General features: G+C 66.8%; 27 protein-coding genes. 22 read left to right on the forward strand and 5 right to left on the reverse strand.

Annotation, left to right across the window (positions count from 1 at the left end; all coding sequences use genetic code 11):
* Positions 1-175: 175 nt before the first annotated feature.
* From ACVWZN_RS07770 to ACVWZN_RS07805, 8 genes are all read left to right on the forward strand, one after another.
* Positions 176-970 carry a thiazole synthase gene (locus ACVWZN_RS07770; RefSeq protein WP_456953302.1) on the forward strand — a complete coding sequence of 265 codons (795 nt, stop codon included), beginning with the start codon at positions 176-178 and terminating at the stop codon, positions 968-970.
* Entirely contained in the window at positions 970-1,692 is a 723-nt protein-coding gene (gene trmB, locus ACVWZN_RS07775) for a tRNA (guanosine(46)-N7)-methyltransferase TrmB (RefSeq protein ID WP_456953303.1), read from the forward strand. Before ACVWZN_RS07770 ends, trmB begins: the two co-directional genes overlap by 1 nt.
* 68 nt (positions 1,693-1,760) lie before the next feature.
* Positions 1,761-3,602: an SLC13 family permease gene (locus ACVWZN_RS07780; RefSeq protein ID WP_456953304.1), complete on the forward strand. Its 1,842-nt coding sequence runs from the start codon at positions 1,761-1,763 to the stop codon at positions 3,600-3,602.
* Positions 3,603-3,711: 109 nt separating this feature from the next.
* The gene (locus tag ACVWZN_RS07785) at positions 3,712-4,134 is read left to right on the forward strand and encodes a YciI family protein (RefSeq protein ID WP_456953305.1); all 423 of its coding nucleotides are present in this window, start codon (positions 3,712-3,714) and stop codon (positions 4,132-4,134) included.
* 34 nt (positions 4,135-4,168) lie between these two features.
* The gene (locus tag ACVWZN_RS07790) at positions 4,169-4,591 is read left to right on the forward strand and encodes a VOC family protein (RefSeq protein ID WP_456953306.1); all 423 of its coding nucleotides are present in this window, start codon (positions 4,169-4,171) and stop codon (positions 4,589-4,591) included.
* 10 nt (positions 4,592-4,601) lie between these two features.
* The gene (locus ACVWZN_RS07795) at positions 4,602-5,024 is read left to right on the forward strand and encodes a VOC family protein (protein ID WP_456953307.1); all 423 of its coding nucleotides are present in this window, start codon (positions 4,602-4,604) and stop codon (positions 5,022-5,024) included.
* Positions 5,021-6,301 (forward strand): RNA polymerase sigma factor, encoded by a 1,281-nt coding sequence (locus tag ACVWZN_RS07800; protein WP_456953308.1) that lies wholly within the window; start codon positions 5,021-5,023, stop codon positions 6,299-6,301. Before ACVWZN_RS07795 ends, ACVWZN_RS07800 begins: the two co-directional genes overlap by 4 nt.
* Before the next feature lie 53 nt (positions 6,302-6,354).
* The gene (locus tag ACVWZN_RS07805) at positions 6,355-6,729 is read left to right on the forward strand and encodes a YciI family protein (protein WP_456953309.1); all 375 of its coding nucleotides are present in this window, start codon (positions 6,355-6,357) and stop codon (positions 6,727-6,729) included.
* Here the strand turns inward: ACVWZN_RS07805 and ACVWZN_RS07810 are convergent.
* Positions 6,726-7,055 carry a Rieske (2Fe-2S) protein gene (locus ACVWZN_RS07810; protein WP_456953310.1) on the reverse strand — a complete coding sequence of 110 codons (330 nt, stop codon included), beginning with the start codon at positions 7,053-7,055 and terminating at the stop codon, positions 6,726-6,728. The two genes, ACVWZN_RS07805 and ACVWZN_RS07810, sit on opposite strands and share 4 nt — an antisense overlap.
* A gap of 76 nt (positions 7,056-7,131) precedes the next feature.
* Here ACVWZN_RS07810 and ACVWZN_RS07815 point away from each other — a divergent pair, with 76 nt between their 5' ends.
* From ACVWZN_RS07815 to ACVWZN_RS07840, 6 genes are all read left to right on the forward strand, one after another.
* Positions 7,132-7,437: a hypothetical protein gene (locus ACVWZN_RS07815; protein WP_051235221.1), complete on the forward strand. Its 306-nt coding sequence runs from the start codon at positions 7,132-7,134 to the stop codon at positions 7,435-7,437.
* Between the two features lie 2 nt (positions 7,438-7,439).
* Entirely contained in the window at positions 7,440-8,150 is a 711-nt protein-coding gene (locus ACVWZN_RS07820) for a fumarylacetoacetate hydrolase family protein (protein WP_456953311.1), read from the forward strand.
* A 16-nt stretch (positions 8,151-8,166) separates the two neighbouring features.
* A complete protein-coding gene (gene mscL, locus ACVWZN_RS07825; protein ID WP_027083275.1) occupies positions 8,167-8,583 on the forward strand; it encodes a large-conductance mechanosensitive channel protein MscL in 417 nt (138 codons plus the stop codon).
* A gap of 75 nt (positions 8,584-8,658) precedes the next feature.
* Complete coding sequence (locus tag ACVWZN_RS07830) at positions 8,659-10,089, forward strand: M28 family peptidase (protein ID WP_456953312.1); 1,431 nt, start codon at positions 8,659-8,661, stop codon at positions 10,087-10,089.
* A 61-nt stretch (positions 10,090-10,150) separates the two neighbouring features.
* The gene (locus ACVWZN_RS07835) at positions 10,151-11,890 is read left to right on the forward strand and encodes an EAL domain-containing protein (RefSeq protein ID WP_456953313.1); all 1,740 of its coding nucleotides are present in this window, start codon (positions 10,151-10,153) and stop codon (positions 11,888-11,890) included.
* Positions 11,891-11,956: 66 nt separating this feature from the next.
* Entirely contained in the window at positions 11,957-12,979 is a 1,023-nt protein-coding gene (locus ACVWZN_RS07840; RefSeq protein ID WP_456953314.1) for a sensor domain-containing diguanylate cyclase, read from the forward strand.
* Here ACVWZN_RS07840 and ACVWZN_RS07845 read toward each other — a convergent pair.
* The 4 genes from ACVWZN_RS07845 to flgA all read right to left on the reverse strand — a co-directional run bounded on the left by ACVWZN_RS07845 (position 12,968) and on the right by flgA (position 15,810).
* On the reverse strand, positions 12,968-14,164 hold the full coding sequence (locus ACVWZN_RS07845; protein ID WP_456953315.1) for an ATP-binding protein: 1,197 nt from the start codon (positions 14,162-14,164) through the stop codon (positions 12,968-12,970). The two genes, ACVWZN_RS07840 and ACVWZN_RS07845, sit on opposite strands and share 12 nt — an antisense overlap.
* Before the next feature lie 50 nt (positions 14,165-14,214).
* A complete protein-coding gene (locus ACVWZN_RS07850) occupies positions 14,215-14,583 on the reverse strand; it encodes a flagellar protein FlgN (protein WP_051235215.1) in 369 nt (122 codons plus the stop codon).
* 3 nt (positions 14,584-14,586) lie between these two features.
* Positions 14,587-14,901: a flagellar biosynthesis anti-sigma factor FlgM gene (flgM, locus tag ACVWZN_RS07855; protein ID WP_027083271.1), complete on the reverse strand. Its 315-nt coding sequence runs from the start codon at positions 14,899-14,901 to the stop codon at positions 14,587-14,589.
* A gap of 99 nt (positions 14,902-15,000) precedes the next feature.
* Positions 15,001-15,810: a flagellar basal body P-ring formation chaperone FlgA gene (gene flgA, locus ACVWZN_RS07860; RefSeq protein WP_456953316.1), complete on the reverse strand. Its 810-nt coding sequence runs from the start codon at positions 15,808-15,810 to the stop codon at positions 15,001-15,003.
* On the opposite strand from flgA, the gene ACVWZN_RS07865 reads away from it, so the two are divergent.
* From ACVWZN_RS07865 to ACVWZN_RS07900, 8 genes are all read left to right on the forward strand, one after another.
* Complete coding sequence (locus ACVWZN_RS07865; protein WP_456953317.1) at positions 15,778-16,722, forward strand: chemotaxis protein; 945 nt, start codon at positions 15,778-15,780, stop codon at positions 16,720-16,722. The genes flgA and ACVWZN_RS07865 overlap by 33 nt on opposite strands.
* 697 nt (positions 16,723-17,419) lie before the next feature.
* Positions 17,420-17,788, forward strand: coding sequence for a flagellar basal body rod protein FlgB (gene flgB / locus ACVWZN_RS07870; protein ID WP_027083268.1), 369 nt, complete (start codon positions 17,420-17,422; stop codon positions 17,786-17,788).
* 10 nt (positions 17,789-17,798) lie between these two features.
* Entirely contained in the window at positions 17,799-18,206 is a 408-nt protein-coding gene (gene flgC / locus ACVWZN_RS07875) for a flagellar basal body rod protein FlgC (protein ID WP_027083267.1), read from the forward strand.
* Positions 18,207-18,225: 19 nt separating this feature from the next.
* Positions 18,226-18,882, forward strand: a complete 657-nt coding sequence (locus ACVWZN_RS07880; RefSeq protein ID WP_027083266.1) for a flagellar hook capping FlgD N-terminal domain-containing protein — start codon at positions 18,226-18,228, stop codon at positions 18,880-18,882.
* Positions 18,883-18,918: 36 nt separating this feature from the next.
* Positions 18,919-20,142: a flagellar hook protein FlgE gene (gene flgE / locus ACVWZN_RS07885; RefSeq protein WP_456953318.1), complete on the forward strand. Its 1,224-nt coding sequence runs from the start codon at positions 18,919-18,921 to the stop codon at positions 20,140-20,142.
* Between the two features lie 815 nt (positions 20,143-20,957).
* Positions 20,958-21,704, forward strand: a complete 747-nt coding sequence (locus ACVWZN_RS07890) for a flagellar basal body rod protein FlgF (protein WP_027083264.1) — start codon at positions 20,958-20,960, stop codon at positions 21,702-21,704.
* A 12-nt stretch (positions 21,705-21,716) separates the two neighbouring features.
* A complete protein-coding gene (flgG, locus tag ACVWZN_RS07895) occupies positions 21,717-22,502 on the forward strand; it encodes a flagellar basal-body rod protein FlgG (RefSeq protein WP_027083263.1) in 786 nt (261 codons plus the stop codon).
* Positions 22,503-22,510: 8 nt separating this feature from the next.
* Positions 22,511-23,284: a flagellar basal body L-ring protein FlgH gene (locus ACVWZN_RS07900; RefSeq protein ID WP_456953319.1), complete on the forward strand. Its 774-nt coding sequence runs from the start codon at positions 22,511-22,513 to the stop codon at positions 23,282-23,284.
* The last annotated feature ends 79 nt before the right edge of the window (positions 23,285-23,363 follow it).

Consider the following 23,363-nt stretch of genomic DNA (forward strand, 5'->3'; position numbering starts at 1 on the left):
CGCGACCGGGTGCCGCAGCGAAAGACCAACGTGGCGCGACGCGTGGCCGACCGCGCTGCCCCGTGATTCCTGGACCGCCGCCGACGCCGCCCGGACAACGCGCTACGGAAGTCGCCCGCCACCACGACTCGCCCACCCAATCCGCTCCCACCACTCACGATGCGATAATCCACCGATGATCGATTTCGCCTCGTCCGACCCGCTCGTCATCGCGGGTGTCACCTATTCCTCGCGCCTTCTGACCGGCACCGGCAAGTTCGCCGATCTCGACGAGACGCGCCGCGCCACCGACGCCGCCGGCGCGCAGATCGTCACCGTCGCGATCCGCCGCACCAACATCGGCCAGAACCCCGGCGAGCCGAACCTGCTCGACGTGCTGCCGCCCGAGCGCTTCACCATCCTTCCGAACACCGCCGGCTGCTACACCGCCGACGACGCGGTGCGCACCTGCCGCCTTGCGCGCGAGCTGCTCGACGGCCACAAGCTGGTCAAGCTCGAAGTGCTCGGCGACCAGCGCACGCTGTATCCCGACGTGGTGCAGACGCTCGCCGCCGCGGAAACGCTCGTCGCCGACGGCTTCGACGTGATGGTCTACACCAGCGACGACCCAATCCTCGCCAAGCGACTCGAAGAGATCGGCTGCGTGGCGGTGATGCCGCTCGCCGCGCCGATCGGCTCCGGCCTCGGCATCCAGAACAAGTACAACCTGATCGAGATCATCGAGCAGGCGAAGGTGCCGATCATCGTCGACGCCGGCGTCGGCACTGCATCCGACGCGAGCATTGCGATGGAGCTCGGCTGCGACGGCGTGCTGATGAACACCGCGATCGCCGGCGCAAAGGATCCGGTGCTGATGGCGCATGCGATGAAGCTCGCAGTGGAAGCTGGCCGCGCCGCGTTCAAGGCCGGCCGCATCCCGCGCAAGCGCTTCGCGAGCGCGTCGTCCCCGGTGGACGGACTGATCGGCTGATGACGGAGCCGCACGTCCCGCAGGCGAAACCCTTCACCGTCGAAGAAGGCCACCGTCGCATCCGCAGTTTCGTGCTGCGGCAGGGGCGCTTCAGCGACGCGCAACAGCGTGCGTTCGACGACCAGTGGCCGCGCTACGGCCTTGACTACACCGCGCAGCCGCGCGATTTCGACGCCGCCTTCGGCCGACATGCGCCGCGCGTGCTCGAGGTCGGCTTCGGCAACGGCGAGGCGTTTCGTTTCGCGTCGACGAACGACCCGGCACGCGACTACGTCGGCATCGAAGTGCATGCGCCGGGCGTTGGTCGGCTGCTCAATGCACTCGCTGCCGACGGTACGACGAACGCACGCGTCTATCACCACGACGCCGTCGAAGTGCTCGAGAACGAGATCGCCGACGGCGCGCTGCAGGAAGTTCGCATCTACTTCCCGGACCCGTGGCACAAGTCGAAGCATCACAAGCGACGCCTCGTGCAGCCCGCGTTCGCGCAGCTGCTCGTGCGCAAGCTTGCGCCGGGCGGGTTGCTGCATCTTGCGACCGACTGGGAAGGCTATGCCGAACACATGTGGGACGTGCTCGACGCGACGCCGGGCATCGTCAATCGTGCCGGTCCGCGCGGATTCGTGCCGCGGCCCGAGTGGCGTCCCGAAACGCATTTCGAGAAGCGCGGCCTGAAACTCGGACACGGCGTCTGGGACCTTCTGTACGACCGCGTGGGATGACGCAAACCGTCGCCCTCGCCTGCACCGCCCCACACGCGCACGACGCGCGATCCGGAGCCCGCTGAGCGATGGATGACGTCGCGCTTCCGCTGACGCAGGACATGGTCGTGGTGCTGGCGATCACCGCCTTCACCATGGTGATGTTCCTGTTCGAGCGGATCCGCGCCGACGTCGTCGCGCTGGTCGTGCTGGTGCTGCTCGGCCTCACCGGCATCATCGAGCCCGATGCGTTGTTCAACGGCTTCTCGGGCAACGCCGTCATCTCGATTATCTCGACGATGATCCTCGGCGCCGGGCTCGATCGCACCGGCGCACTCAATCGCCTCGCCGGCTGGCTGCTGCGACGCGCGCATGGCGACGAACAACGCCTGTTCCTGTTGACGACGGGCATCGCCGGCCTCAACTCGTCGTTCATGCAGAACCCGTCGGTGATGGCCTTGTACATGCCCGTTGCCGCGCGCCTGTCATCGCGCACCGGCCTGTCGCTGCCGAAGCTGCTACTGCCGATCGCCGCCGCGATCGTGATGGGTGGCGGGCTGACGATGGTCGGCAACTCGCCACTCATTCTTCTCAACGACCTTCTGGTCGCGGCGAACGCGAACCTGCCGTCCGGTGCGGCGACGCTCGAACCGCTGCACATGTTCCGGCCAATGCCGATCGGCCTGGTGCTGCTCGCCTCCTCGCTCGCCTACTTCCACTTCCGCGGGCTGAAGGCGCTGCCGGACGATGAAGGCAAAGGCGCGACGCCCGGCCGCACCGAAAGCTACTTCGCGCAGGCGCACGGCATCGAAGGCGATGTCTACGAGCTCGAAGTGACCGACGACAGCCCGCTGGTCGGGCTCAGCATCGGCGATGTCGAACGCCTGCACGGCGTGCCCATGCTGCTGGCGCTCAAGACCGGCGACGAAAGCCGCCTCTCGCCCGCGGCCGATGCACGGCTGCTCGCCGGCAGCGTGCTCGGCGTGATGGGCCCGCAGCAGCAGGTGACGGATTTCGCGCAGGCGCAGTTCCTGCGTATCGGCACGCGGCTGCGCAACTTCGCCGACCTGTTCAATCCCGCACGCGCCGGCATTTCCGAAGCGGTAGTGCCGGCGACATCGCGCTACATCGGCAAGACTGCGGGCGAGTTGCAGCTGCGTCGCCGTTACGGCATCTATCTCCTGGCGATCAACCGCGGCCGCGAAGTGATCCGCGACGACGTGCGCGACGTCGCGCTGCGTGCCGGCGACATGCTCGTCTTCCACAGCATCTGGACGGACCTCGCAGAAATCGCGTCGACTCGCGAAGTCGCGATCGTCACCGACTACCCGAAGGCCAAGCAGCGCCCGCACAAGTTCCGCATCGCGATCGTCATCTTCACCGTCGCGATGCTGCTGGCGCTGTCGTCGCGCCTGCCGGTGTCGATCGCGCTGATGACGGGCGTGGCCGGCATGCTGATCGCCGGCGTCATCGACATCGACGAGGCGTACCAGGCGATCAACTGGAAGACGGTCTTCCTGATGGCCTGCCTGATCCCCCTCGGCTGGGCGATGGATTCCAGCGGCGCCGCCGCATGGCTCGCCGGGCACACGGTCGAACGCCTGCCGTCGGGCACGCCGACCTGGCTGCTGCAGATCCTCATCGCGATCGGCACCACGGCGCTTTCGCTGGTGATCAGCCATGTCGGCGCGACGATCGTCGTGGTGCCGCTCGCGATCAACCTGGCGCTCGCCTCGGGTGGCGATCCGACCGCCTTCGCGCTCACCGTCGCGTTGTCGGCATCGAACAACTTCATGACCGCGTCGAACCCGGTCATCTCGATGATCGCCGGCCCCGCGGGCTACAGCCCACGCGACCTCTGGCGCATCGGCGGCCCGCTGTCGCTGATCTATTCGTTCGTCATCGTGGTGATGATCAACATCCTGTTCTGACGCGCGCTCGACCGTTCGTCGGCCGATGCGCTGGCGATGTCGAAATCGATCCGCGCCGTTCGTCGTATCCCATGAAGGCCGGCAATCGCTGGCTTACTGGAGAACGACGATGCGCGTGATGGTGCTGGTGAAAGCGAGCAAGGCGTCCGAAGCGGGCGTGCTGCCCGACCCGTCCCTCTTCGAGGCGATGGGCAAGTTCAACGAAGAGCTGGTCAAGGCCGGCGTGCTGCTGGCGGCGGAAGGGCTGAAGGCGTCGTCCAACGGCGTGCGCATCGGTTTCGACGGCGCGAACCGCTCGATTACCGAAGGCCCGTTTGCCGAGACACGCGAGCTCGTCGCCGGTTTCTGGCTGTGGCAGGTGCGCTCGATGGACGAGGCGATCGAGTGGGCGCGTCGCTGCCCGCCGCCGCATGCAGACGGCGGTGAGCTGGAGATCCGCCCCGTATTCGAAATGGACGACTTCCTGGAACTACTGCCGCCCGAGCTTCGCGACCGCGAAGCGAAGCTGCGCGCGCAGACCGCGACGCCCTGATCACCCGCGCCACGACATCCAAAGGACACAGCACATGCAACTGATCACCTACCTCGCCTTCGACGGCAATTGTCGCGAAGCTTTCGATTTCTACCGCGCGGCGCTCGGCGGCGAGATCGTGTTCCAGATGACGCTCGGCCAGTCGCCGATGGCCGCCGACATGCCGGCGGATCAACATGATCGCCTCATGCACATCCATCTTCAGATCGGCGACGCGGCGTTGATGGGCGCCGATGGACAGGTCGGCTGCGGTAGCGAAATTTCGCAGGGCCGTGGCACCAGCATCAATGTCATGGCCGACAGCGCCGCCGACGCCGAACGCATCTGGGCGAAGCTCTCGGAAGGCGCGGACATCCGCATGCCGCTCGAGAAGACATTCTGGGCCGAACGCTTCGGCATGCTGGTGGATCGTTACGGCAAGGCGTGGATGATCAACTACATGCCGCCGCAAGGTTGAGGAGAACACCATGTCCCGCAAACTGTTCGTCAGCCTGCCCGTCGTCGACGTCGCGCGCAGCCGCAAGTTCTTCGATGCGCTCGGCTTTGCATTCAACCCGAAATTCACCGGCGGCAACGCGGCCTGCATGATCATCAACGACGGCATCCAGGTGATGCTGGTCTCCCGCGAGTTCTATCAGACGCTCACACCCAAACCGATGGGTGACCCGATGACCGCATCGAATGCGCTGCTCGCGCTGTGGCTGGACACGCGCGCCCAAGTCGACGAACTGCACCGCATCGCGCTCGCCAATGGCGCGACCAACGGCGGCGATACCGACGACTACGGCTTCATGTACCAGCGGGGCTTCAACGACCCCGACGGCCATCAATGGGCGCTGTCATGGATCGACGAAGCGCAGATACCGGTGCAGGAACCGTCCGCCGCATGACGGATCAGGTGGCGCGCCAGCTCGACACGCTGTGGCGAATGGAATCGCCACGGCTCGTCGCGCGCGTCACACGCATGACCGGCGATGTCGGCACCGCGGAAGAACTCGTGCAGGACGTATTGCTGCAGGCGTTGCAGCGTTGGCCGGTCGACGGCGTGCCGTCGAATGCTGCCGCATGGCTGATGACCGCGGCCAAGCATCGCGCCATCGACCACCTGCGCCAGCGCGCGCTGCATGGCGAGCGGCAACGGGAGTACGCGGTGGAGCTTGACCTGCACGAGGCGTCGATCGATGGAGGCCCGGCCATGAATGCGGACGACGGCATCGGCGACGACCTGCTGCGACTGATGTTCGTGTCCTGCCATCCGGTGCTGCCGGTCGACGCCCGGGTCGCACTCACGCTGCGCCTGCTCGGCGGCCTCACCGTCGAGGAAATTGCGCGAGCGTTCCTGACGCGCGAGTCGACGATCTCGCAGCGCATCGTGCGCGCCAAACAGAAGCTGCGCGACGCGAAGGTGCCGTTCGAGGTGCCGCGACGCGACGAACTGCCCGAGCGGGTCGATGCGGTGCTGCAAGTCGTCTATCTCGTCTTCAATGAAGGTTATTCGGCGACATCGGGCGACGACCTGGTGCGCCCGGCGTTGTGCGAGGACGCGATGCGTCTCGGCCGCGTGCTCGCCGGCCTGATGCCGGACGAATCCGAAGTGCACGGGCTCGTCGCACTGATGGAACTGCAGGCGTCGCGGCTGAAGGCGCGGACGGATGCGGAGGGCAACGCGATCCTGCTCGCCGACCAGGATCGGCGTCGCTGGGATCGCACGCTGATCCTTCATGGCCTGGCCGCGCTCGATCGCGCCGTCGCGCTCGGCGGCGCGGAGAGTCCGTACTCGCTGCAGGCCGCGATCGCCGCATGCCATGCGCGTGCGACGTCGGCCGATGCGACGGACTGGTCGCGCATCGCGACGCTGTACGCACGGTTGTCGGACGTAACGGGCTCGCCTGTCGTGGAACTCAATCGCGCGGTCGCCGAGTCGATGGCCTTCGGGCCCGAGCGCGCATTGCAACGCGTCGACCGGCTCATCCACGATGGCTCGCTGGCCGACTACGCGCTACTGCCTGCGGTGCGGGCGGACCTGCTGGATCGTCTCGGCCGCAGCGACGAAGCACGCGTCGATTTCGAACGCGCCGCTGCGCTGAGCCGCAACGCACGCGAGCAGCGCGTTCTGCTCGAGCAGCGCGTTCTGCTCGATCGCGCATCGCGCTGCGGGGCGGCGTGACAGCCGCGGCCCGTGCGCGCAGCATGTCGGCGACCGCCGTCCGGACGCCACCCATGCAATTCCTTCTGCTTGTCTACATCGACGAAGCGCGCTTGGCCGAACTTCCGCCCGAGGAGTTCGACCGCCACATGCATCACTGCCTGGTCAACGCGGACGAACTGCGCGAGCAGGGCTGCATGCTTCAGTCGCAACAGCTCGAGCTGCCGTCGACCGCGCGTGCGGTGCGCCATCGCGATGGCGCCGTGCGCATCAGCGACGGCCCGTTCGCGGAAACCAAGGAATACCTCGCCGGCTTCAACCTGATCGAAGCCGCCGACATGGACGAAGCAGTGCGCATCGCCGAGTCGATGCCGTGGACACGCTATGGCGCGATCGAAGTGCGGCCGGTACGCGATATCGACGCCGTTCGGCGTCGCGTCGGCGCCTAGTCGAGCCGGACCTCGCCATCCTCGACGCGCACGTCGACGCGTCGCAGCGAGTCGCCCTTGCACGGCCCGGCCACGCATTCGCCCGAGGGCAGCGCGAACGATGCGCCGTGCGCCGCGCACACCAGCAGGCCATCCTTGCTGAGCAGGAACTTGCCCGGCGCCCAGTCCAGCCGGCGGCCGGCGTGCGGGCAGATGTTGAGGAAGGCGTCCACGCGCTCGCCGGAGCGCACGAGGATCAACGACTCGGCTTCGCCGTCGACGCGCGCTTCGGCTTCGGACGGCTGACCGTCGGCCAACGCGGCCAGCGAAACGAGAACTTGGATCATCTGCTTAACACTTCCCTCACACGACGGCCGGATCAGCGCCGGATACTCCGACGCTCGCAACACCGTCGAGTTTCGCATGCGACTGCACACCCTGCTCCGCTTTTCCGATCTGCTCGGCCGTGCCGAGCGCCCCGTCCGTAGCGTGTTCCGCAGCGTCATCGAGCCGCGCAAGCCGCGTCATCGCGTGCTGCGCGTGGTCCTAGCGCTGCTGGGCCTCGTGCTGCTGGTGGGCTTGGTCGCGGCCGCAGTAGTGCTCGGGGCGGTGATGATCGTTGGTGGCCTCGGCTGGCGCCTGCTGCGTCGCTCGCCGCGCGCCGTGCAAGATCCGCGCGTTCTCGACGGCTCGTATCGCGTCGTCCCGCGCGCGCTGCTCTCGCGCTGAGCATGGCCGACGTCGTTTCCGCACCCGCGCCGGTCCGCATTCCGGTCGACGGCAGCTCCGATCATTTTCCCGTCCGCCGCATCTACTGCGTCGGCCGCAACTTCGCCGACCACGCGCGCGAGATGGGCGCGGCGGTGCCAACGTCGAAGGTCGACCGCGGCACGCCGGTGTTCTTCCTCAAGCCGGCCGACGCCATCGTGCTCGACGGCCAGGTGCCCTACCCGCCCGGTACGAACGATCTGCATCACGAGGTCGAACTCGTCGTCGCGCTGGGCAAGGACGCGCCGCACGGCGTGATCGACCCCGCGAACGCGCTCGACCTCGTGTTCGGCTACGGCGTCGGGCTCGACCTCACGCGTCGCGACCTGCAGGGCAATGCGAAGGCGAAGGGCCTACCGTGGGACATCGGCAAGGCGTTCGACCATTCCGCCCCTGTCAGCTCGCTCGTGCCGGCGGCCCGCGTCGGCGACTACACGCAGCGTTCGATCACGCTCGACATCAACGGCCAGCAGCGCCAGCACGGCGCGCTCACTGATCTGGTGTGGAACGTCGAGGACATCGTGCGCGAGCTGTCCAGGCTGTATGCGTTGAAGGCTGGCGACCTGATCTTCATGGGCACCCCCGCCGGCGTCGCCGCCATGGTGCCCGGCGATACCTTCCACGCGACGTTCGATGACCTCGCGGTGCTGGACGGCCGCATCCTGCCCGCCTGACACCGGAGACCACCGCGTGCGATTCCTCGACGAGTTCAAGGCTTTCATCGCACGCGGCAATGTCGTCGACCTCGCGGTCGGTGTGGTGATCGGCGCGGCCTTTGGGAAGATCGTGAGCGCGCTGGTCGACGGGCTGGTGATGCCGGTGATCGCGATGGCCACCGGCGGCATCAAGGTCGACCAGTGGAAGATGGTGCTCAAGCCCGCGCAGCTCGGCCCCGCAGGCAAGGTTTTGGCGCCCGAGATCGCGCTGAAGTACGGCACGGTGCTGCAGGCCACGATCGACTTCGTGATCATCGCCTTCGTCATCTTCATCGCGCTGCGCGCCTACAACCGCCTGCGTGCGCCCGAGCCTGCCGCACCCGCCCCGCCGGAGGACGTGGTGCTGCTGCGCGAGATCCGCGACCTGCTGAAGGCGAAGCCGGTCACATGACCATGACCATCGTCACGGCCCCGCACGGCTGACGCATTGCTACCCTCCGGGGTTTCCCCCGAGCAGGTCCGACGCATGCGCACCCGGTTGATCGTTGCGGCACTTTCCCTCGGCCTTGCGACGCTGCCCGCGCTCGCCGCGGACGCCTCCAGGCCGGTGCGCATTCCCGACGCCGCGATCGCGCAGTCGACCAAGCTGCGCGAGGCCGCACTGCAGAGCGACCTCGCGTACCGCATCACCGAATCACTGACCACCGAAGTCGGCCCGCGCATGGCCGGCAGCGAGGCCGATGCACGCGCCGTCGAGTGGGCGAAGGCGAAGTTCAAGTCGCTGGGCTACGACAAGGTGTGGACCGAGCCGGTGACGTTCCCGAAGTGGGAGCGTCACAGCGAGAGCGGCATGATCCTCGGCGCGCACTCGCAGCCGATGAAGCTCACCGCGCTCGGCGGCAGCCCGGGCGGCACCGTTGAAGGCGACGTCGTGCGCTTCACCGATCTCGAATCGCTGGAAGCCGCGCCGGCCGCGTCCGTCGCCGGCAAGATCGTCTTCATCGACTTCCAGATGCAGCGCAAGCAGGGCGGCGACGACTACGGCATGGGCTCGCGCATCCGTTCGCGCGGCCCGAACACCGCGGCGATGAAGGGCGCGCTCGGTTACATCATGCATTCGGCTGGTACGGACTCGCATCGCATGCCGCACACCGGCATGACGCGCTTCGACGAAGGCGTCAAGGCGATTCCGGCCGCGGCGCTGTCGTCGCCGGATGCGCAGCAGCTCTCGCGCCTGGTCGCGATGGGCCCGCAGCGCGTGCGCTTTGCGCTGGACTGCGGTTGGAACGGCGAAGCGACGTCGTACAACGTGATCGGCGAGGTGCGCGGCAGCTCGAAGCCCGACGAAGTCGTGGTGATCGGCGGGCATCTCGATTCGTGGGACCTCGGCACCGGCGCGATCGACGACGGCGCGGGCGTCGGCATCAGCATGGCCGCGGGCGCGATGATCGCGAAGCTGCCGAAGCATCCGGCGCGCACGGTGCGCGTGGTCGCGTTCGCGAACGAGGAGCAGGGCCTGCTCGGTGGTCGCGCATATGCGACGAAGCATCTGCCCGACATCACCAAACACCAGATCGGCGCGGAAAGCGATTTCGGTGCGGATCGCATTTACGGTTACGCGAGTTCGCTGACGGGCAACGCAAGCGCAGCCGACGAGCAGATCCTGCAGGCGCTCGCGCCGCTGGGCATCAAGCGCCTTGAACCCGGCAAGGGCGAAGGCCCCAGCTCCGACATCGGGCCGTTCGCGCAGCTCGGCCTTGCGTGGGCGTCGCTCGCGCAGGACGGGACGCAGTACTTCGACCTGCACCACACGCCGGACGACACCTTCGACAAGATCGACCCGGCCGCGATCCAGCAGAACGCAGCGGCGTATGCGGTGTTCGCGTATCTCGCGGCGTCGGCCGACGGCAGCTTCGGCAGCGCGCCCAAGCCGCCCGCACCCGCGGCGGCCCACTGACGACGGCTGCTTCTTCGCACGGGCGCTGCGCGGCGCCCGTGCGACCGCCTAGACTGGGCGCATGAGCCAACGCTACGACGAGTACGGCAGCGTCCCGGTCGACCCGGTGACGGGCATCTACCGCCTCGGCGCGAACGGCCCCAGCCTCGCCACCGCGATCGCGGCGGCCGCGGCGACACGACGCAAGGTCGCGCTGCTGCACATCGACGTCGACATGTTCGGCTCGATCAACAGCAACATGGGTGAAACGGTTGGCGACCAGGTGCTCGCCGCCGTCGCGCAACGCCTGCGCAATGCGATGCCCGCGGATGCATGGCTGTGGCGTCGCGGCACCGACGAATTCGTCGCCGGCCTCGGTTATCGCGAAGGTGAACCCGACGGCGAAGCGTTGGCCGAGCGGCTGCGCGACGCGTTCGAAGTGCCGCTGTCGATCCCGCCGTACACGTTGCCGATCACCATCTCGATCGGCATCGCGGTGTTCCCCGACCACGCGCAGAACGCCGCGGCCTTACTTGCGACGGCCGAGCACGCGTTGCGTCATGCGAAGCAGACCGGCCTCGACAACGTCGGCCTGTATTCGGGACGCCCCGATCGCGGGCCGATCAACGACGGCTTCGCGCAGCGATTCGCCGACGCATTCGATCGCGACGAGTTCCGGCTGTTCTACCAGCCCTTCGTCAACGGACACGACGGCTCGCTCGCGGGCTTCTCTGCGCTGCTGCGCTGGAATTCCGAAGGCAACGGCCTGCTGCGTCCGAACCGATTCCTCGACATCGTCGAGCGCGTCGGTCTTTCGGCGCGTCTGGGTTCGTGGGTTGTGGAAGCGGCGGCGCGACAGCTTGCGCAATGGCGCGACGAAGGCATCGATTACCTCACCATCTCGGTGCATCTGCCGACGACGCTGCTGTCGCAACCCGACTGTCGCGATCGCATCGGTGAACTGCTGCATCGACTCAACCTGCCCGGCCGTGCGCTCGAGTTCGAAGTGCCCGAAGGCGCGTTGTCGCTGGATGCGCGTCATACCTACGAAACGCTGGTCGGCCTGCGTGAACTCGGCGCATGCCTGACGGTGCAGGACTTCGGCCTCGGTGGACTGTCGTTCGCCGCACTCGCGCAGTACCCGCTCGATCGTTTGAAGATCGACCGATCGTTCATCCGAAACGTCACCAGCGATACGCGTTCGGCCGCGATCGTGCGGGGCATCATCGCGATGGGCCATCGCCTGGACATGAAGGTCTGCGCGAAGGGCGTGGAAAGCGAGGCGGAACTCGGCTTCCTGCGCCGCAACCACTGCGATTTCTTCCAAGGCTACATCTTCAACGCGCCGCAGCCGGCCGAAGCGCTGGATGCGCTGATCCGCAAGCGCTTCCTGCTGCCAGAAGCATTCGCGCAGACGCGTCCCGAACGCACGCTGCTGCTGCTCGACGACGAAGAGAACGTGCTGCGTTCGCTGGTGCGCCTGTTCCGTCGCGACGGCTACCACATCCTCACCGCGAACTCGGTGCGCGAAGCGTTCGACCTGCTCGCGAGCAATCGCGTGCAGGTGATCGTTTCCGACCAGCGCATGCCCGACATGAGCGGCACCGAGTTCCTCGCGCGCGTTCGCGACCTGTATCCCGACACCGTGCGCATGGTGCTGTCGGGCTATACCGACCTCGCGACGATCACCGAGGCGATCAATCACGGCGCGATCTATCGCTTCCTCACCAAGCCGTGGAACGACGACGAGTTGCGGGAACACATCCAGGCCGCGTTCCGCGCGCATGAGCGCCGCAATGCGGGTGAGGAAGTCGGCTTCTAGCGCCCTCACCCATGCCTAACGGCGCGACGGTAAGGTCCGGCGTTTCTCGCGTCACCCGCACCGTCCATGGGTCAACGCCTCGCGCATCTGGCTGAACTGGTATCCAGCGCCCGCACGGGTGAGGATCTGGTGCGCCCGCTGCTGCGGCTGCTGGTGCATTCCACCGGCATGACCGCCGCGCTGCTGACCGAGCCGGACGAAGAGCCCGGCATGCAGCGCATCGCCTACGTGCACGACGAAGGCATGGACATCCCGGAAGGCCTGCGCATTCCGTGGAGGGACACGCTGTGCAAGCGCGCCTTCGACGAAGGCCGGCTCTACGTGCAGTGCGCCGGCACGCCGTTCGCCGACCTGTGGCTTGCGCGCGAGTACGGCATCCGCACCTTCGTATCGGTGCCGGTACGCGTGGACGGCACGATGATCGGCACGCTCTGCGCGCTCAGCCCGCACGAAGTCGCGATGACCACGAACGCGGTGTGGACGCCGGAAATCATCGCGCGACTGATCGGTGAGTTCGCCTCGCGCGAGCGGCTGGTGCGCGAGAGCGAAGAAGCACAGGAACGCTTGGCCGCGCTCGCGCACAAGGATCCGCTCACCGGCCTGCCGAATCGCGAGTACGTGCTCGAAACGCTGGGCCGCATGCTGGCGTGGACGCGTCGCGACGGCATGGCGCTGCTGGTCGGCTTCATCGATCTCGACGACTTCAAGGCCGTTAACGACGAACATGGCCATCGCATCGGTGACCTGTTCCTGGTCGCGATGGCGAATCGCCTGCGTGCATCGCTGCGGCGTGCCGACCTTCTGGGCCGCATCGGCGGCGACGAGTTCATCGTGGTTGCGCCGATCTCGAAAGGCGGGCAGGACCGCGCACTCGAAGTGCTGCAGAACTGGCTGACGCGACGCACGATGACGTCGTTCGATCTGTCGGGCATACCCGTGCGCAGCGAAGGCGCGAGCGTCGGGCTGGTGCTTGCGCAGCCCGAGGACGATGTCGAACAGGTGATCGCGCGCGCGGACACGGCGATGTACGAGATCAAGCGTGCGCGACGCGACGTGTCGCCGGGTGCTGCCGCCGCCTCAGGCGGTTGACGCGAGCTCCGGCTGTTTGATCGGCAGCACGACGCGGAAGGTCGTGCCGTGTCCGACCGAGCTGTTCACTTCGATGCGCCCGTGGTGTTTTTCCACGATGCGATACGAGATCGCGAGCCCCAGCCCAGTGCCGCGGCCGATCGGCTTGGTCGTAAAGAACGGGTCGAAGATGCGGCCGAGTGTTTCTTCGGGAATGCCGCAGCCGGTGTCGGCGATGCTCACCCAGGCTTCGTCGTTCTCGACGCCGCAGGCCAGCGTGATGACACCGCGGTCGGCGATGGACTGGCCCGCGTTGATCAGCAGGTTCATGAAGACCTGGTTGATCTCGGAGGCATGGCATTCGACCAGCGGCACCTCGGTGTAGATCTTCTCGAGCTTGACCTTGTACTTGAGGTCGTTCCACACGATGTTGAGCGTGGACTCGAGCCCTTTGATCAGGTCCGACGGACGCATCGTCTCGTTGCGGCCGACGTGCGAGAACTCCTTCAAATCCTGCACGATTCGCGTGACGCGCTCGATGCCTTCGCGCGACTCGTCGAGCAGCTGCGGCAGGTCGCCGAGGATGAAGTCGATGTCGAGCTTCTCGCGATGGGCGCGGATCTCGTTGCGATAGATCAGCGGATCCGGCGCGGCCAGCGCGCTCGCATACGTCTCGATCATCGCGAACAGCGCGGAAACATATTCGCGCAACGTGCCGAGGTTGCTGTGCACGTAGCCGATGGGGTTGTTGATCTCGTGCGCGACGCCGGCGGCGAGCTGGCCGATCGACGCCATCTTTTCCGATTGCAGCAACTGCTCCTGCGCGCCGGACAGTGATCGATATGCGCGTTCGAGTTCGTCGTGGCGCTGCTGCAGTTCGCGCTCGCGCGCGCTGCGCTGGGAGATGTCGGTCAGCGCGACGAAGCGAAGGCCGCTGTTGTCGCCGCTGCCGCAGAAAACTTCGAGCGCGAGGATCACGTCGGGCCGCACCTGCACGTCGCGGCGCGAATGGCCTTGCACGCACGCGATCGCCCAGTCCTGTTCAGTGGCGAGCGTGAGCAGGCGCTTCATCGCATCGTGGTCGCCATGCGAGCCGGGCTCGAGGCGCGATGCGAGGCGTCGTGCGCTTGCGTTGGCGTAGGCGAGTTCGCCGTGCGCGTCGAGAAGCAGCACGGCCATCGGCGCGACATCGGCCGCCCAGTGCATCTGGGCCGACCATAAATTCGAAAGATCGGGTATCGAGGTCTCGTTCGCGCTCATCCCACGCCCAGGCATCGCGACTGCGGGCGAACGCCCGCCTGACCTCCGGCATCGTACACGCCGGAGCTCTCCACGCGACCCAGGTGGCGCAGCGCCCACGTCACTTCACGACGTCGACGCGAAAGCAGGATGCCGTTCGAACGGTTGAGCTCGCTCAGCGCGGTGACGCGCGATGCATCGGCATGACCCGGCTGCAGCGCTTCGGCGCGACGCAGCGCGGTGATCTTTTCCTGTGTGGAGCGCAACAACGCATCGGCGTCGTTGTCGAGCAATGCCTGCCGCTCGTCCTGCAATGCACGTTCGAGCGCGTCGAGCGCTTCACCCACGATGGCAGGCGATGGTGCATGGAAGGCGGCGGCGAGCATGGCTTATCCCCTCATCTGGCGCTCGAGGGCGACCAGTCGATTCGCGATGTCCTGCGGATTGATCTGGTAGCTGCCGTCGTCGAGCGCGGCACGCACGGCGTTGACTTTGGCCATGTCGAGCGGCGCCGACTGGCCGAGCTTGGCTTCCACCGCGGCCTGGAGGCCCGTGGCTTCACCGGTAAGACGCACGCTGTCGGTCGCCGGAGCGGCCGCAACGGGCTTCGAGCGGTCGGTACCCGCGCGCGCCACGCTGGACGACGCCGCGGTGTCTGCGACGCGTGCCGGGGGCGGGCTCAGGCCATCGATCTTGGTGGACATGGCGAACTCCGGGAGTGAGCGGTCATGGCCAGTAACGGCGACCCGTAGCCGGACTTGAGGCCCAGCCCACAGATTTTTGGCGTCGGTTCAGACGGGCGGTCACTGCAGCACTTCCACCACCCCGTCGGCGACCAGCCGCCCCCGCACGATCCGCTTGGATTCCAGGTTTTCGACCGCGACTACCGCGCCGGCCATCGCGCCTCCCAGCGCGCGGCCGCCCATCCGGACTTCGATACCCCCCGCCCGCGACACGATCACCACCGGATCCCCGCGCTTCAGCGCACCCGCGCCGTCGGCGAGATCCCCGGCGGACACCACCGCACCCGCCGGCATGGCGCGACGGGCGATATGCCCGGCGACCTGCGACGGATCCGACATCCCCACTCCACTTCCGTTCCCGACGTCACGACGCTGCACGGCGAGCTGCGCCGCATCGATCGGCACGCCGGCCTGCACGGGAGCAATCAATACGACGACATCCGCATCGCGACGCACGCGCGCCGGCACGGTCAGGCGCCAGCCCGACGGATCGGGGCAGCGGACCTCGGCCATGCGCGGGCCGAGCGCCGTACCCACCAAAGGCTGAGTGCACGCGGGCATGCGCACCGCGGCGTCGACACGTGCTTCTACCTGCGCGCCGTTGCCACCCAGCGCGGCTTCCGCGGCCTTGAGGATGTCGGCCACCGGCGTCACGCCGTCGGCGGCATGCGCCATCAGCATGACGGCAGCCAGCATCGCGAAGATCGCGAAGCGCAGCAGCAGGGAGGTGCGGGCGGAGCGGTTCATGCGGGCACTGAAGCAATCGCCGTGCCGGAGTCGCGACGACCCGCACGCCAAGCCTCTCAAGGATGCGAAAAACCCGCCGACAACGCGGGCATGAGCCGCGACCTCCTCGACCGAATCGACCAACGCACGCGCCTGGCCGGCCACAACCGCCTTGCGCTCCTGCTCTTCCGGCTGGGCTCGCGTCAGCTTTTTGGCGTGAACGTCTTCAAAGTGCAGGAAGTCATCCCGCGCCCGCCCCTGTTCACCCTGCCGCAGCTGCCCCCGGCCTTCGCAGGCGCCGCCGACGTGCGCGGCCGCACCGTGCCCGTGCTCGACCTCGCCCGCGCGGTCGGCCACGCCGCGCCTGCAGGTAGCCAGGAGCCGCCGTACCTGGTCGTCACCGAGTTCAACCGCACGGTGCAGGGCTTCCTGGTCGCCGGCGTCGAACGCATCGTCAACATCGCCGTCGAGGACATCCAGCCGCCGCCGGACCTCGGCAGCGAATGCCACTACCTCACCGGCGTCACCCGCTTCCACGGGGAGCTGATCCAGCTGCTGGACGTGGAAAGCGTGCTGGCCGAAGCCTCGCCGCGGGCCGCGCTCTCCGCTGGCGTGCAGCCGCTGGTCATCACCACCGACATCCCGCGCGAAGTGCTCGTGGTCGACGACTCGCGCGTCGCCCGCAACCAGATCCGCCAGCTCCTCGACCAGCTCGGCCTCGGCGCGACGCTGCTATCCGACGGCCGCCAGGCACTGGAACACCTGCAACAGCTGGCCGACGGCGGCACCCCGCCCGACCGCCGCTACGCCATGGTCATTTCGGACATCGAGATGCCCGCGATGGACGGCTACACCCTGACGACGGAAATCCGGCGCTCCCCGGCGCTGCGGGGCCTGCACGTGCTGCTGCACACCTCGCTGTCCGGCGTGTTCAACCACGCGATGGTCGAGCGGGTGGGCGCGGACGACTTCGTTCCGAAGTATTCGGAGCGGGAGTTGGCGAGTCGGATCGAGGCGAGGATTCAGACGTTGCAGCGTATGCGCGCGGCAGCGTAAGACGCTGTTTCTTCTGGGGTTCTTGTTTAAAGCACAGGCGTTTCGTGCGCTGACGCGCCCGAGTCACTTTTCTTTGCGGGCGCAAAGAAAAGTGACCAAAAGAAAGCGCCTTCCCCGATCAGATCTACAGCTCGCGGCTTGTAAGTCCATACGATCCGCACACTCGCCATCCTGGCTCGGGTGCGGACGGCGGCCATCTATGGCCGCCGCCCTTCGGGTCCCACGATTCGAGTCGCGCGGCCAAATCGTTCTTGCGCTCGCGTGCGCGCGCTTTCGCACCAACAGCCGCCCGAACCGGAAAAACCCCGAAGGGGCGGCCGACAGGACGTCGGCCGTCGCCACCCGAGGCAGGATGCCGAGTGTGGCGATCCCGACAGAGCAACCCGATCGCAGGCTGTAGATCCGTCGAGAAAGGTGCTTTCTTTTGGTTACTTTTCTTTACACCAGCAAAGAAAAGTGACTCGGCCGCTTCAGCGGACGAAACGCTCTTGCTGTCGCCTCCAGCCGACCGCGTCCATTAGCAGGTGGCAAGTGCCGGCCAAGGCGGAACACGGCAGACGTCTGTCGCCGAAGCGGCCGCAGAACATGAAGCGGAGCAGCGGGCTAACGCTCCGCGAGCCCACGGCAAGAGCCGAAACCTGCCGCTGGCACACCCCTTGCCTAACTCCCTCCGACATCCCGCCCCCGGAGGGGCTACATGGCCACCGAATCCTTCCTTGGCATCCACGGCACCGCCCTCGCCCTGCGCGAGCAGCGGCTGCAGTTGCTGTCCGCGAACATCGCGAATGCCGACACGCCCGGGTTCCGGGCGCAGGACATGGACTTCACCAAGGCGCTCAACGCCGCCATGGCGCCCGCTGCCGACGCCGGCACCGACCCGATCAACGCCGCCGCAGCCGGGGCGCAGTTCGACGCGCCCTCCTCGCAGCCCAGCCTCGACGGCAACACCGTCGACGGCGAGCGCGCGAAGGCGGCGTTCGCGCAGGCGTCGCTCGAGTACCGGGCGTCGCTCAACTTCATCGAATCGAAGGTGCGCACCATGCTCACCGCGATCACCGGGCAGTGAGGCGTAACGCATGAGCAACCTGCCTATCTTCGACGTCGCCGGCAGCGCCATGGGCGCGCAGCAGGTTCGACTGTCGACCGTCGCATCCAACCTCGCCAACGCCAACTCGATTTCCGGCAAGGCCGAGGACACCTTCCGCGCCAAGATGCCCGTGTTCGAGGCGACGCCTGTCGAAGGCGATCCCGCGCTTGCGGGCGTCAAGGTGCAGACCGTCACCGAATCGAATGCCGCGCCGCTTAAACGCTACGAGCCGGGCAATCCGATGGCCGACGAGAAAGGCTACGTGTACGCGCCGGACATTGATCCGGTCGCGCAGATGGTCGACATGATCTCCGCGTCGCGCAGCTACCAGGCGAACGTCGAAGTCTTCAACACCGCCAAGGAACTCGCGGTCGCCACGCTCAACATGGGCCGCTGAGGCCTGAAGGATCCATGACATGACCACCGTTAGTTCCGCGACCGACGCACTCTCGCAGTACACCGTCGGCTCGGCGACGAAGAAGTCGCAGCTCGGGCAGGCCGACTTCCTGAAGCTGATGACCGAACAGCTCAAGAACCAGGATCCGCTCAAGCCGCTCGACGGCACGCAGATGCTCGGCCAGCTTGCGCAGTTCTCCACCGTGCAGGGCATCAACGGCATGCAGGACGCGCTTGGCGCGGTCGCGAATGTCATGGAGTCCGACCAGACGCTGCGCGCTGCATCGCTCGTCGGCCACAACGCGCTGGTCGACACCGACACCGTGCAGCTCGACGCCGGCACCGGCATGAGCGGCGAAGTTGTCGCGACGTCGTCGGGAATGATCAACGTCGAGATCGTCGACGCCAGCGGCCAGGTGATCGATCGCGTGCCAGTCGAATCCAACGGCGCGGGCAACGTGGGCTGGAGCTGGGACGGCAAGACGCTCGACGGCCGCACCGCGCCGGCCGGCACCTACACCATCCACGCGACCACCGGCACCGGCGATTCGACACAAGCGCTTTCCACGCGCGTCGCCTCGCATGTCGACAGCGTTTCCATCGAAGCCAGCGGCCTCGTTCTCAATCTTCGCGGCATCGGCCCGCAACCGTTGTCGTCCGTGCGACGCATCGGCTGATCCCACTGACACGTCGCACGCACCAGGAGTGAATCCATGAGCTTCCGCATTTCGCTGAGCGGCATGAACGCGGCCCAGTCCGACCTCAACGTCACGTCGAACAACATCGCGAACTCGAACACGACCGGCTTCAAGCAGTCGCGCGCCGAATTCGCGGACGTGTATCCGACGTCGGCGTATGGCGTATCCCGCGATACCGTCGGCGCCGGCGTGCGACTGCAGCGCGTCGCGCAGCAGTTCTCGCAGGGCACTGTCGAGAACACCGGCAAGGCGCTCGACCTCGCGCTCAACGGCAAGGGCTTTTTCACGCTGTCGGCCAACGGCACGACGGTGTATTCGCGCGCCGGCAACTTCGGCACCGACAAGGACGGCTTCGTCGTAAACCCGTCGGGCCAGCGCCTGCAGGTCTACCAGCCCGACGCCAGCGGCACCGGCTTCGACATGGGCCGCATGTCCGACATCCAGCTCAACTCGGGCGACTCGGCACCGCTCGCGACGACCGCCGTCACCGTCGGCACCAACCTGCCGGCGAACGCGAGCGTGCCGGTGACCGCGACGTTCGATCCGAACGATCCGACCTCGTACAACTACACGACGTCGATGACGGTTTACGACTCGCTGGGCGCCGCGCATAGCCAGTCGATGTACTTCGTCAAGACGGCGAACCCGAACGAATGGCAGGCGAGCACGTTCATCGACGGCACCGCCGTCGGTGGCGCGCAGACGCTGCAGTATTCGAATACCGGCACGCTGAGCTCGCCGGTTGCGCCGGGCAACATCACCCTGCCCGCGTACACGCCGAACACCGGCGCCGCGCCGATGAACATCACGATGAACGTCGGTAACTCGACGCAGTTCGGCAGCAACTTCAGCGTGGCCTCGCTCACGCAGGACGGCCATACCACGGGCCGCCTCACCGGTATCGAAGTCAGCGCCGACGGCATCGTGCAAGCGCGCTACACGAACGGCGTCTCGACGCCGCTCGGCCAGGTCGTCGTCACCAACTTCGCGAATCCGCAGGGCCTGCAGCCGCTGGGCGACAACGCATGGGCGGAGTCGGCGGAATCCGGCCAGCCCCTGCGCGGCGCCGCGGGTACGTCGGAGTTCGGCAACATCCAGGGCGGTGCACTGGAGTCGTCGAACGTCGACCTGACGGAGCAGCTGGTCAACATGATCACGGCGCAGCGCAACTTCCAGGCGAACGCGCAGATGATCACGACGCAGGATCAGATCACGCAGACCGTGATCAACATCCGCTAAGGGACGTTTCCTCGGGGGAGGAGATGGGTCGGTCGCTCTCTTGACTGGGGGCGGCCGATTTTTTTGTTGTTGGTCGGCGTCGTGGTTCTTTTGGAAGCAGGAGCGTTTCGTGCGCTTGCGCGCCCGAGTTACTTTTCTTTGCTGGTGCAAAGAAGAGATAACCAAAAGAAAGCACCTTCCCCGATCCGATCTAAAGCACGCAGGTTGTAGTTCCACACGATCCGCACACTCGCCATCCTGGCTCGGGTGCGGACGGCGGCCATCCATGGCCGCCGCCCTTCGGGTCCCACGATTTAGGTCGCGACACGAAGTTGCACGTGCGCTCGCTGCGCGTCGCGGTGGGTGGGGTCCAAACCTCTCGGCAACGCGTGATCAAGCGGGACGTCCCACTCTCACGGCGAAGCGTCGCCCTGACTGGAGACCGCCTGCTGAGCTAACGATCGGCGTCCGCTTCGCACATTCGCCCCAACAGCCGCCCAAATCGTAAAGACCCCGAAGGGGCGGCCGACAGGACGTCGGCCGTCGCCACCCGAGGCAGGATGCCGAGTGTGGCGATCTCGCAACTCTCTCCGGTCGCGAGCTGTAGATCCGTCGGGGAAAAGTGCTTTCTTTTGGTTACTTTTCTTTGCACGAGCAAAGAAAAGTGACTCGGCCGCTTCAGCGGACGAAACGCCTTCGCCGTACCCACGTCCACGCGCCACGACGCCACCAAGCAGCAGGAAGCGACCCGAACCAGGCGGCCGCAAGCCCCCGTGGCACACACCTTGCCTAGCTACCGCACCGGCCCAGCGCCGCCCGCGCCCTAGCCCCGCATGATCGACAAGTCGCTCTACATCGCCATGACCGGCGCCAGCGCTTCGCTCCGTGCGCAGGCCAGCGTCGCGCAGAACCTTGCGAACACGGACACCGTCGGTTTCCAGCAGCAGCTGGTCGCCACCAAGGCGATGCCGGTGCTGGGCGAAGGCCTGTCCTCGCGCGTCGCCACCGCTCCGGTGATGGCCGGCGTCAGCGGTGCGGCCGGGCAGCTCATCAATACGGGTAACGATCTCGACGTCGCGCTGCACCAGGATCGCTGGCTTGCGGTGCAGGCGCCGGACGGCAGCACCGCGTACACGCGCGCCGGTGACCTCAAGCTCACCGAGAACGGTCTGCTCACCACATCGAACGGCCTGCCGGTGCTCGACTCCGGCGGTGCGCCGCTGTCGATTCCGCCGTACCAGACGATCACGATCGCCGGTGACGGCACGATCTCGATCGTTCCGCAGGGCCAGCCCGCGTCGACGATCACCGAAGCCGGTCGCATCAAGGTGGTCGAAGCGAAAACCGCGGACCTCGTTCGCGGTGACGACGGCCTGATGCGCGCCAAGCCCGGTGCAGACGACCCCCCGCAGGCCGCGGGCCCGTCGCTGGTCAGCGGCGCGGTGGAAGGCAGCAACGTCAATCCGACCGACATGCTCGTGTCGATGATCCAGTACAGCCGCCAGTTCGAGATGCAGGTACGCGTCTTGCAGACCGGTGACGAGAACGCACGCAGCGGCAATTCGCTGCTCTCTTCGAAGTAATCGGGAACCGCCATGACACAGGCTTTGTGGATCGCCAAGACCGGCCTCGACGCGCAGCAGACGCGCATGTCGGTCATCTCCAACAACCTCGCCAACGTGAACACGGCCGGCTTCAAGCGCGACCGCGCGAACTTCGAGGACCTGCTCTATCAGACCGTGCGCCAGCCCGGTGGCTCGACGTCCGAACAGACGCAGCTTCCGAGCGGCCTGCAGATCGGTACCGGCGTGCGCGTTGCCTCGACCGCGAAGAACTTCGCGCAGGGCAATCTTTCGAACACGGGCAATGCACTCGACGTCGCGGTGAACGGCCGCGGCTTCTTCGAAGTGCTGATGCCCGACGGCTCGTCCGCGTACACGCGCGACGGCTCGTTCCAGATCAACTCGCAGGGCGAGATGGTCACCAACGAAGGCTATCCGGTGCAGCCCGGCCTGCAGTTCCCGCAGGGTACGCAGAGCGTGACCATCGGCTCGGACGGCACGGTCAGCGCGCAGGTGAGCGGGCAGACCGATCCGGTGCAGGTGGGTTCGCTCACGCTCGTCGACTTCGTCAATCCCGCCGGCCTGCAGGCCAAGGGCGAAAACCTCTACGCCGAAACCGGTGCGAGCGGTCCTGCACAGCAGGGCGCGCCGGGCACGAGCGGCCTGGGCACGCTGGTGCAGGGCTCGGTCGAAGGCTCGAACGTCAATGTCGTCGAAGAGCTGGTGTCGATGATCGAAACGCAGCGCGCATACGAAACGAATGCGAAGGCGATTTCGACCGTCGACAACATGCTCGGCTACCTCAACCAGAACCTGTAACGGCCGCCATGAAGACGCTCGCCCTGCTCTGCGCCCTTGCCGCCTCCGTGTCCGGTTGCGCCACCGCCATGGGCGATGCACGCACGTTCCAGCAGGACCCGAGCGTTCCCACGCCCGCGCAGATCCACGCGCAGATGGCCGCGCAAACCGCGATGCGTGCGCAAGCCGCGCAGCAGCCGGTGATGCAGCCCGTTGCGATGGTGACGTCGGCCGGCGACGGCGGCGGCTCGATCTACGCAAGCGCGGGCAGCAGCGGCGCGAAGCCGATGCGCCTGTTCCAGGACAACAAGGCGCGCGACGTCGGTGATCTTCTGACGATCATCCTCGTCGAGACGACCAGCGCGTCGACCAAGGCGACCACCGCGATCAACAAGCAGTCGAGCATCGATCTTTCGGCGCCGACGATCGCGGGCCAGTCGGTCACATACAAGGGCAAGAACATCCTGCAGGTCGGTGTCGACGGCAAGCGCGGTTTCAACGGCGCAGGCGACACCAAGCAGAGCAATTCGCTGGATGGCACGGTGTCGGTCACCGTCGTGCAGGACCTCGGCAACGGCAACCTGCTGGTGTCCGGCGAGAAGAAGATCCGCCTGAACCAAGGCGACGAAGTGGTGCAGTTCCAGGGCGTAGTGCGCACGGCGGACATCGCGGCCGACAACACCGTCAGCTCCGAGCGCGTGGCCGACGCGAAGATCGTCTACGGCGGTCGCGGGCCGGTGTCGCGTTCCAACGCGATGGGCTGGCTCGACCGCTTCTTCAACTCCGCGCTGATGCCGTACTGAGGCTTCCGACATGCGCCTGTTCCGATTCCGCAACCTCGCCAAGGCATCGCGTTCGTTCTTCCGACGCTTCGCCACGCCG

The sequence above is a fragment of the Lysobacter sp. HA35 genome (assembly GCF_054061195.1).

Excerpts from the sequence above, each read along its gene's own strand:
- ACVWZN_RS07770 (WP_456953302.1), top strand. The coding sequence starts at position 176 with ATGATCGATTTCGCCTCGTCCGACCCGCTCGTCATCGCGGGTGTCACC.
- trmB (WP_456953303.1), top strand. The coding sequence starts at position 970 with ATGACGGAGCCGCACGTCCCGCAGGCGAAACCCTTCACCGTCGAAGAA.
- ACVWZN_RS07780 (WP_456953304.1), top strand. The coding sequence starts at position 1,761 with ATGGATGACGTCGCGCTTCCGCTGACGCAGGACATGGTCGTGGTGCTG.
- ACVWZN_RS07785 (WP_456953305.1), top strand. The coding sequence starts at position 3,712 with ATGCGCGTGATGGTGCTGGTGAAAGCGAGCAAGGCGTCCGAAGCGGGC.
- ACVWZN_RS07790 (WP_456953306.1), top strand. The coding sequence starts at position 4,169 with ATGCAACTGATCACCTACCTCGCCTTCGACGGCAATTGTCGCGAAGCT.
- ACVWZN_RS07795 (WP_456953307.1), top strand. The coding sequence starts at position 4,602 with ATGTCCCGCAAACTGTTCGTCAGCCTGCCCGTCGTCGACGTCGCGCGC.
- ACVWZN_RS07800 (WP_456953308.1), top strand. The coding sequence starts at position 5,021 with ATGACGGATCAGGTGGCGCGCCAGCTCGACACGCTGTGGCGAATGGAA.
- ACVWZN_RS07805 (WP_456953309.1), top strand. The coding sequence starts at position 6,355 with ATGCAATTCCTTCTGCTTGTCTACATCGACGAAGCGCGCTTGGCCGAA.
- ACVWZN_RS07810 (WP_456953310.1), bottom strand. The coding sequence starts at position 7,055 with ATGATCCAAGTTCTCGTTTCGCTGGCCGCGTTGGCCGACGGTCAGCCG.
- ACVWZN_RS07815 (WP_051235221.1), top strand. The coding sequence starts at position 7,132 with ATGCGACTGCACACCCTGCTCCGCTTTTCCGATCTGCTCGGCCGTGCC.
- ACVWZN_RS07820 (WP_456953311.1), top strand. The coding sequence starts at position 7,440 with ATGGCCGACGTCGTTTCCGCACCCGCGCCGGTCCGCATTCCGGTCGAC.
- ACVWZN_RS07830 (WP_456953312.1), top strand. The coding sequence starts at position 8,659 with ATGCGCACCCGGTTGATCGTTGCGGCACTTTCCCTCGGCCTTGCGACG.
- ACVWZN_RS07835 (WP_456953313.1), top strand. The coding sequence starts at position 10,151 with ATGAGCCAACGCTACGACGAGTACGGCAGCGTCCCGGTCGACCCGGTG.
- ACVWZN_RS07840 (WP_456953314.1), top strand. The coding sequence starts at position 11,957 with ATGGGTCAACGCCTCGCGCATCTGGCTGAACTGGTATCCAGCGCCCGC.
- ACVWZN_RS07845 (WP_456953315.1), bottom strand. The coding sequence starts at position 14,164 with ATGCACTGGGCGGCCGATGTCGCGCCGATGGCCGTGCTGCTTCTCGAC.
- ACVWZN_RS07850 (WP_051235215.1), bottom strand. The coding sequence starts at position 14,583 with ATGCTCGCCGCCGCCTTCCATGCACCATCGCCTGCCATCGTGGGTGAA.
- flgM (WP_027083271.1), bottom strand. The coding sequence starts at position 14,901 with ATGTCCACCAAGATCGATGGCCTGAGCCCGCCCCCGGCACGCGTCGCA.
- ACVWZN_RS07865 (WP_456953317.1), top strand. The coding sequence starts at position 15,778 with ATGAGCCGCGACCTCCTCGACCGAATCGACCAACGCACGCGCCTGGCC.
- flgB (WP_027083268.1), top strand. The coding sequence starts at position 17,420 with ATGGCCACCGAATCCTTCCTTGGCATCCACGGCACCGCCCTCGCCCTG.
- flgC (WP_027083267.1), top strand. The coding sequence starts at position 17,799 with ATGAGCAACCTGCCTATCTTCGACGTCGCCGGCAGCGCCATGGGCGCG.
- ACVWZN_RS07880 (WP_027083266.1), top strand. The coding sequence starts at position 18,226 with ATGACCACCGTTAGTTCCGCGACCGACGCACTCTCGCAGTACACCGTC.
- flgE (WP_456953318.1), top strand. The coding sequence starts at position 18,919 with ATGAGCTTCCGCATTTCGCTGAGCGGCATGAACGCGGCCCAGTCCGAC.
- flgG (WP_027083263.1), top strand. The coding sequence starts at position 21,717 with ATGACACAGGCTTTGTGGATCGCCAAGACCGGCCTCGACGCGCAGCAG.
- ACVWZN_RS07900 (WP_456953319.1), top strand. The coding sequence starts at position 22,511 with ATGAAGACGCTCGCCCTGCTCTGCGCCCTTGCCGCCTCCGTGTCCGGT.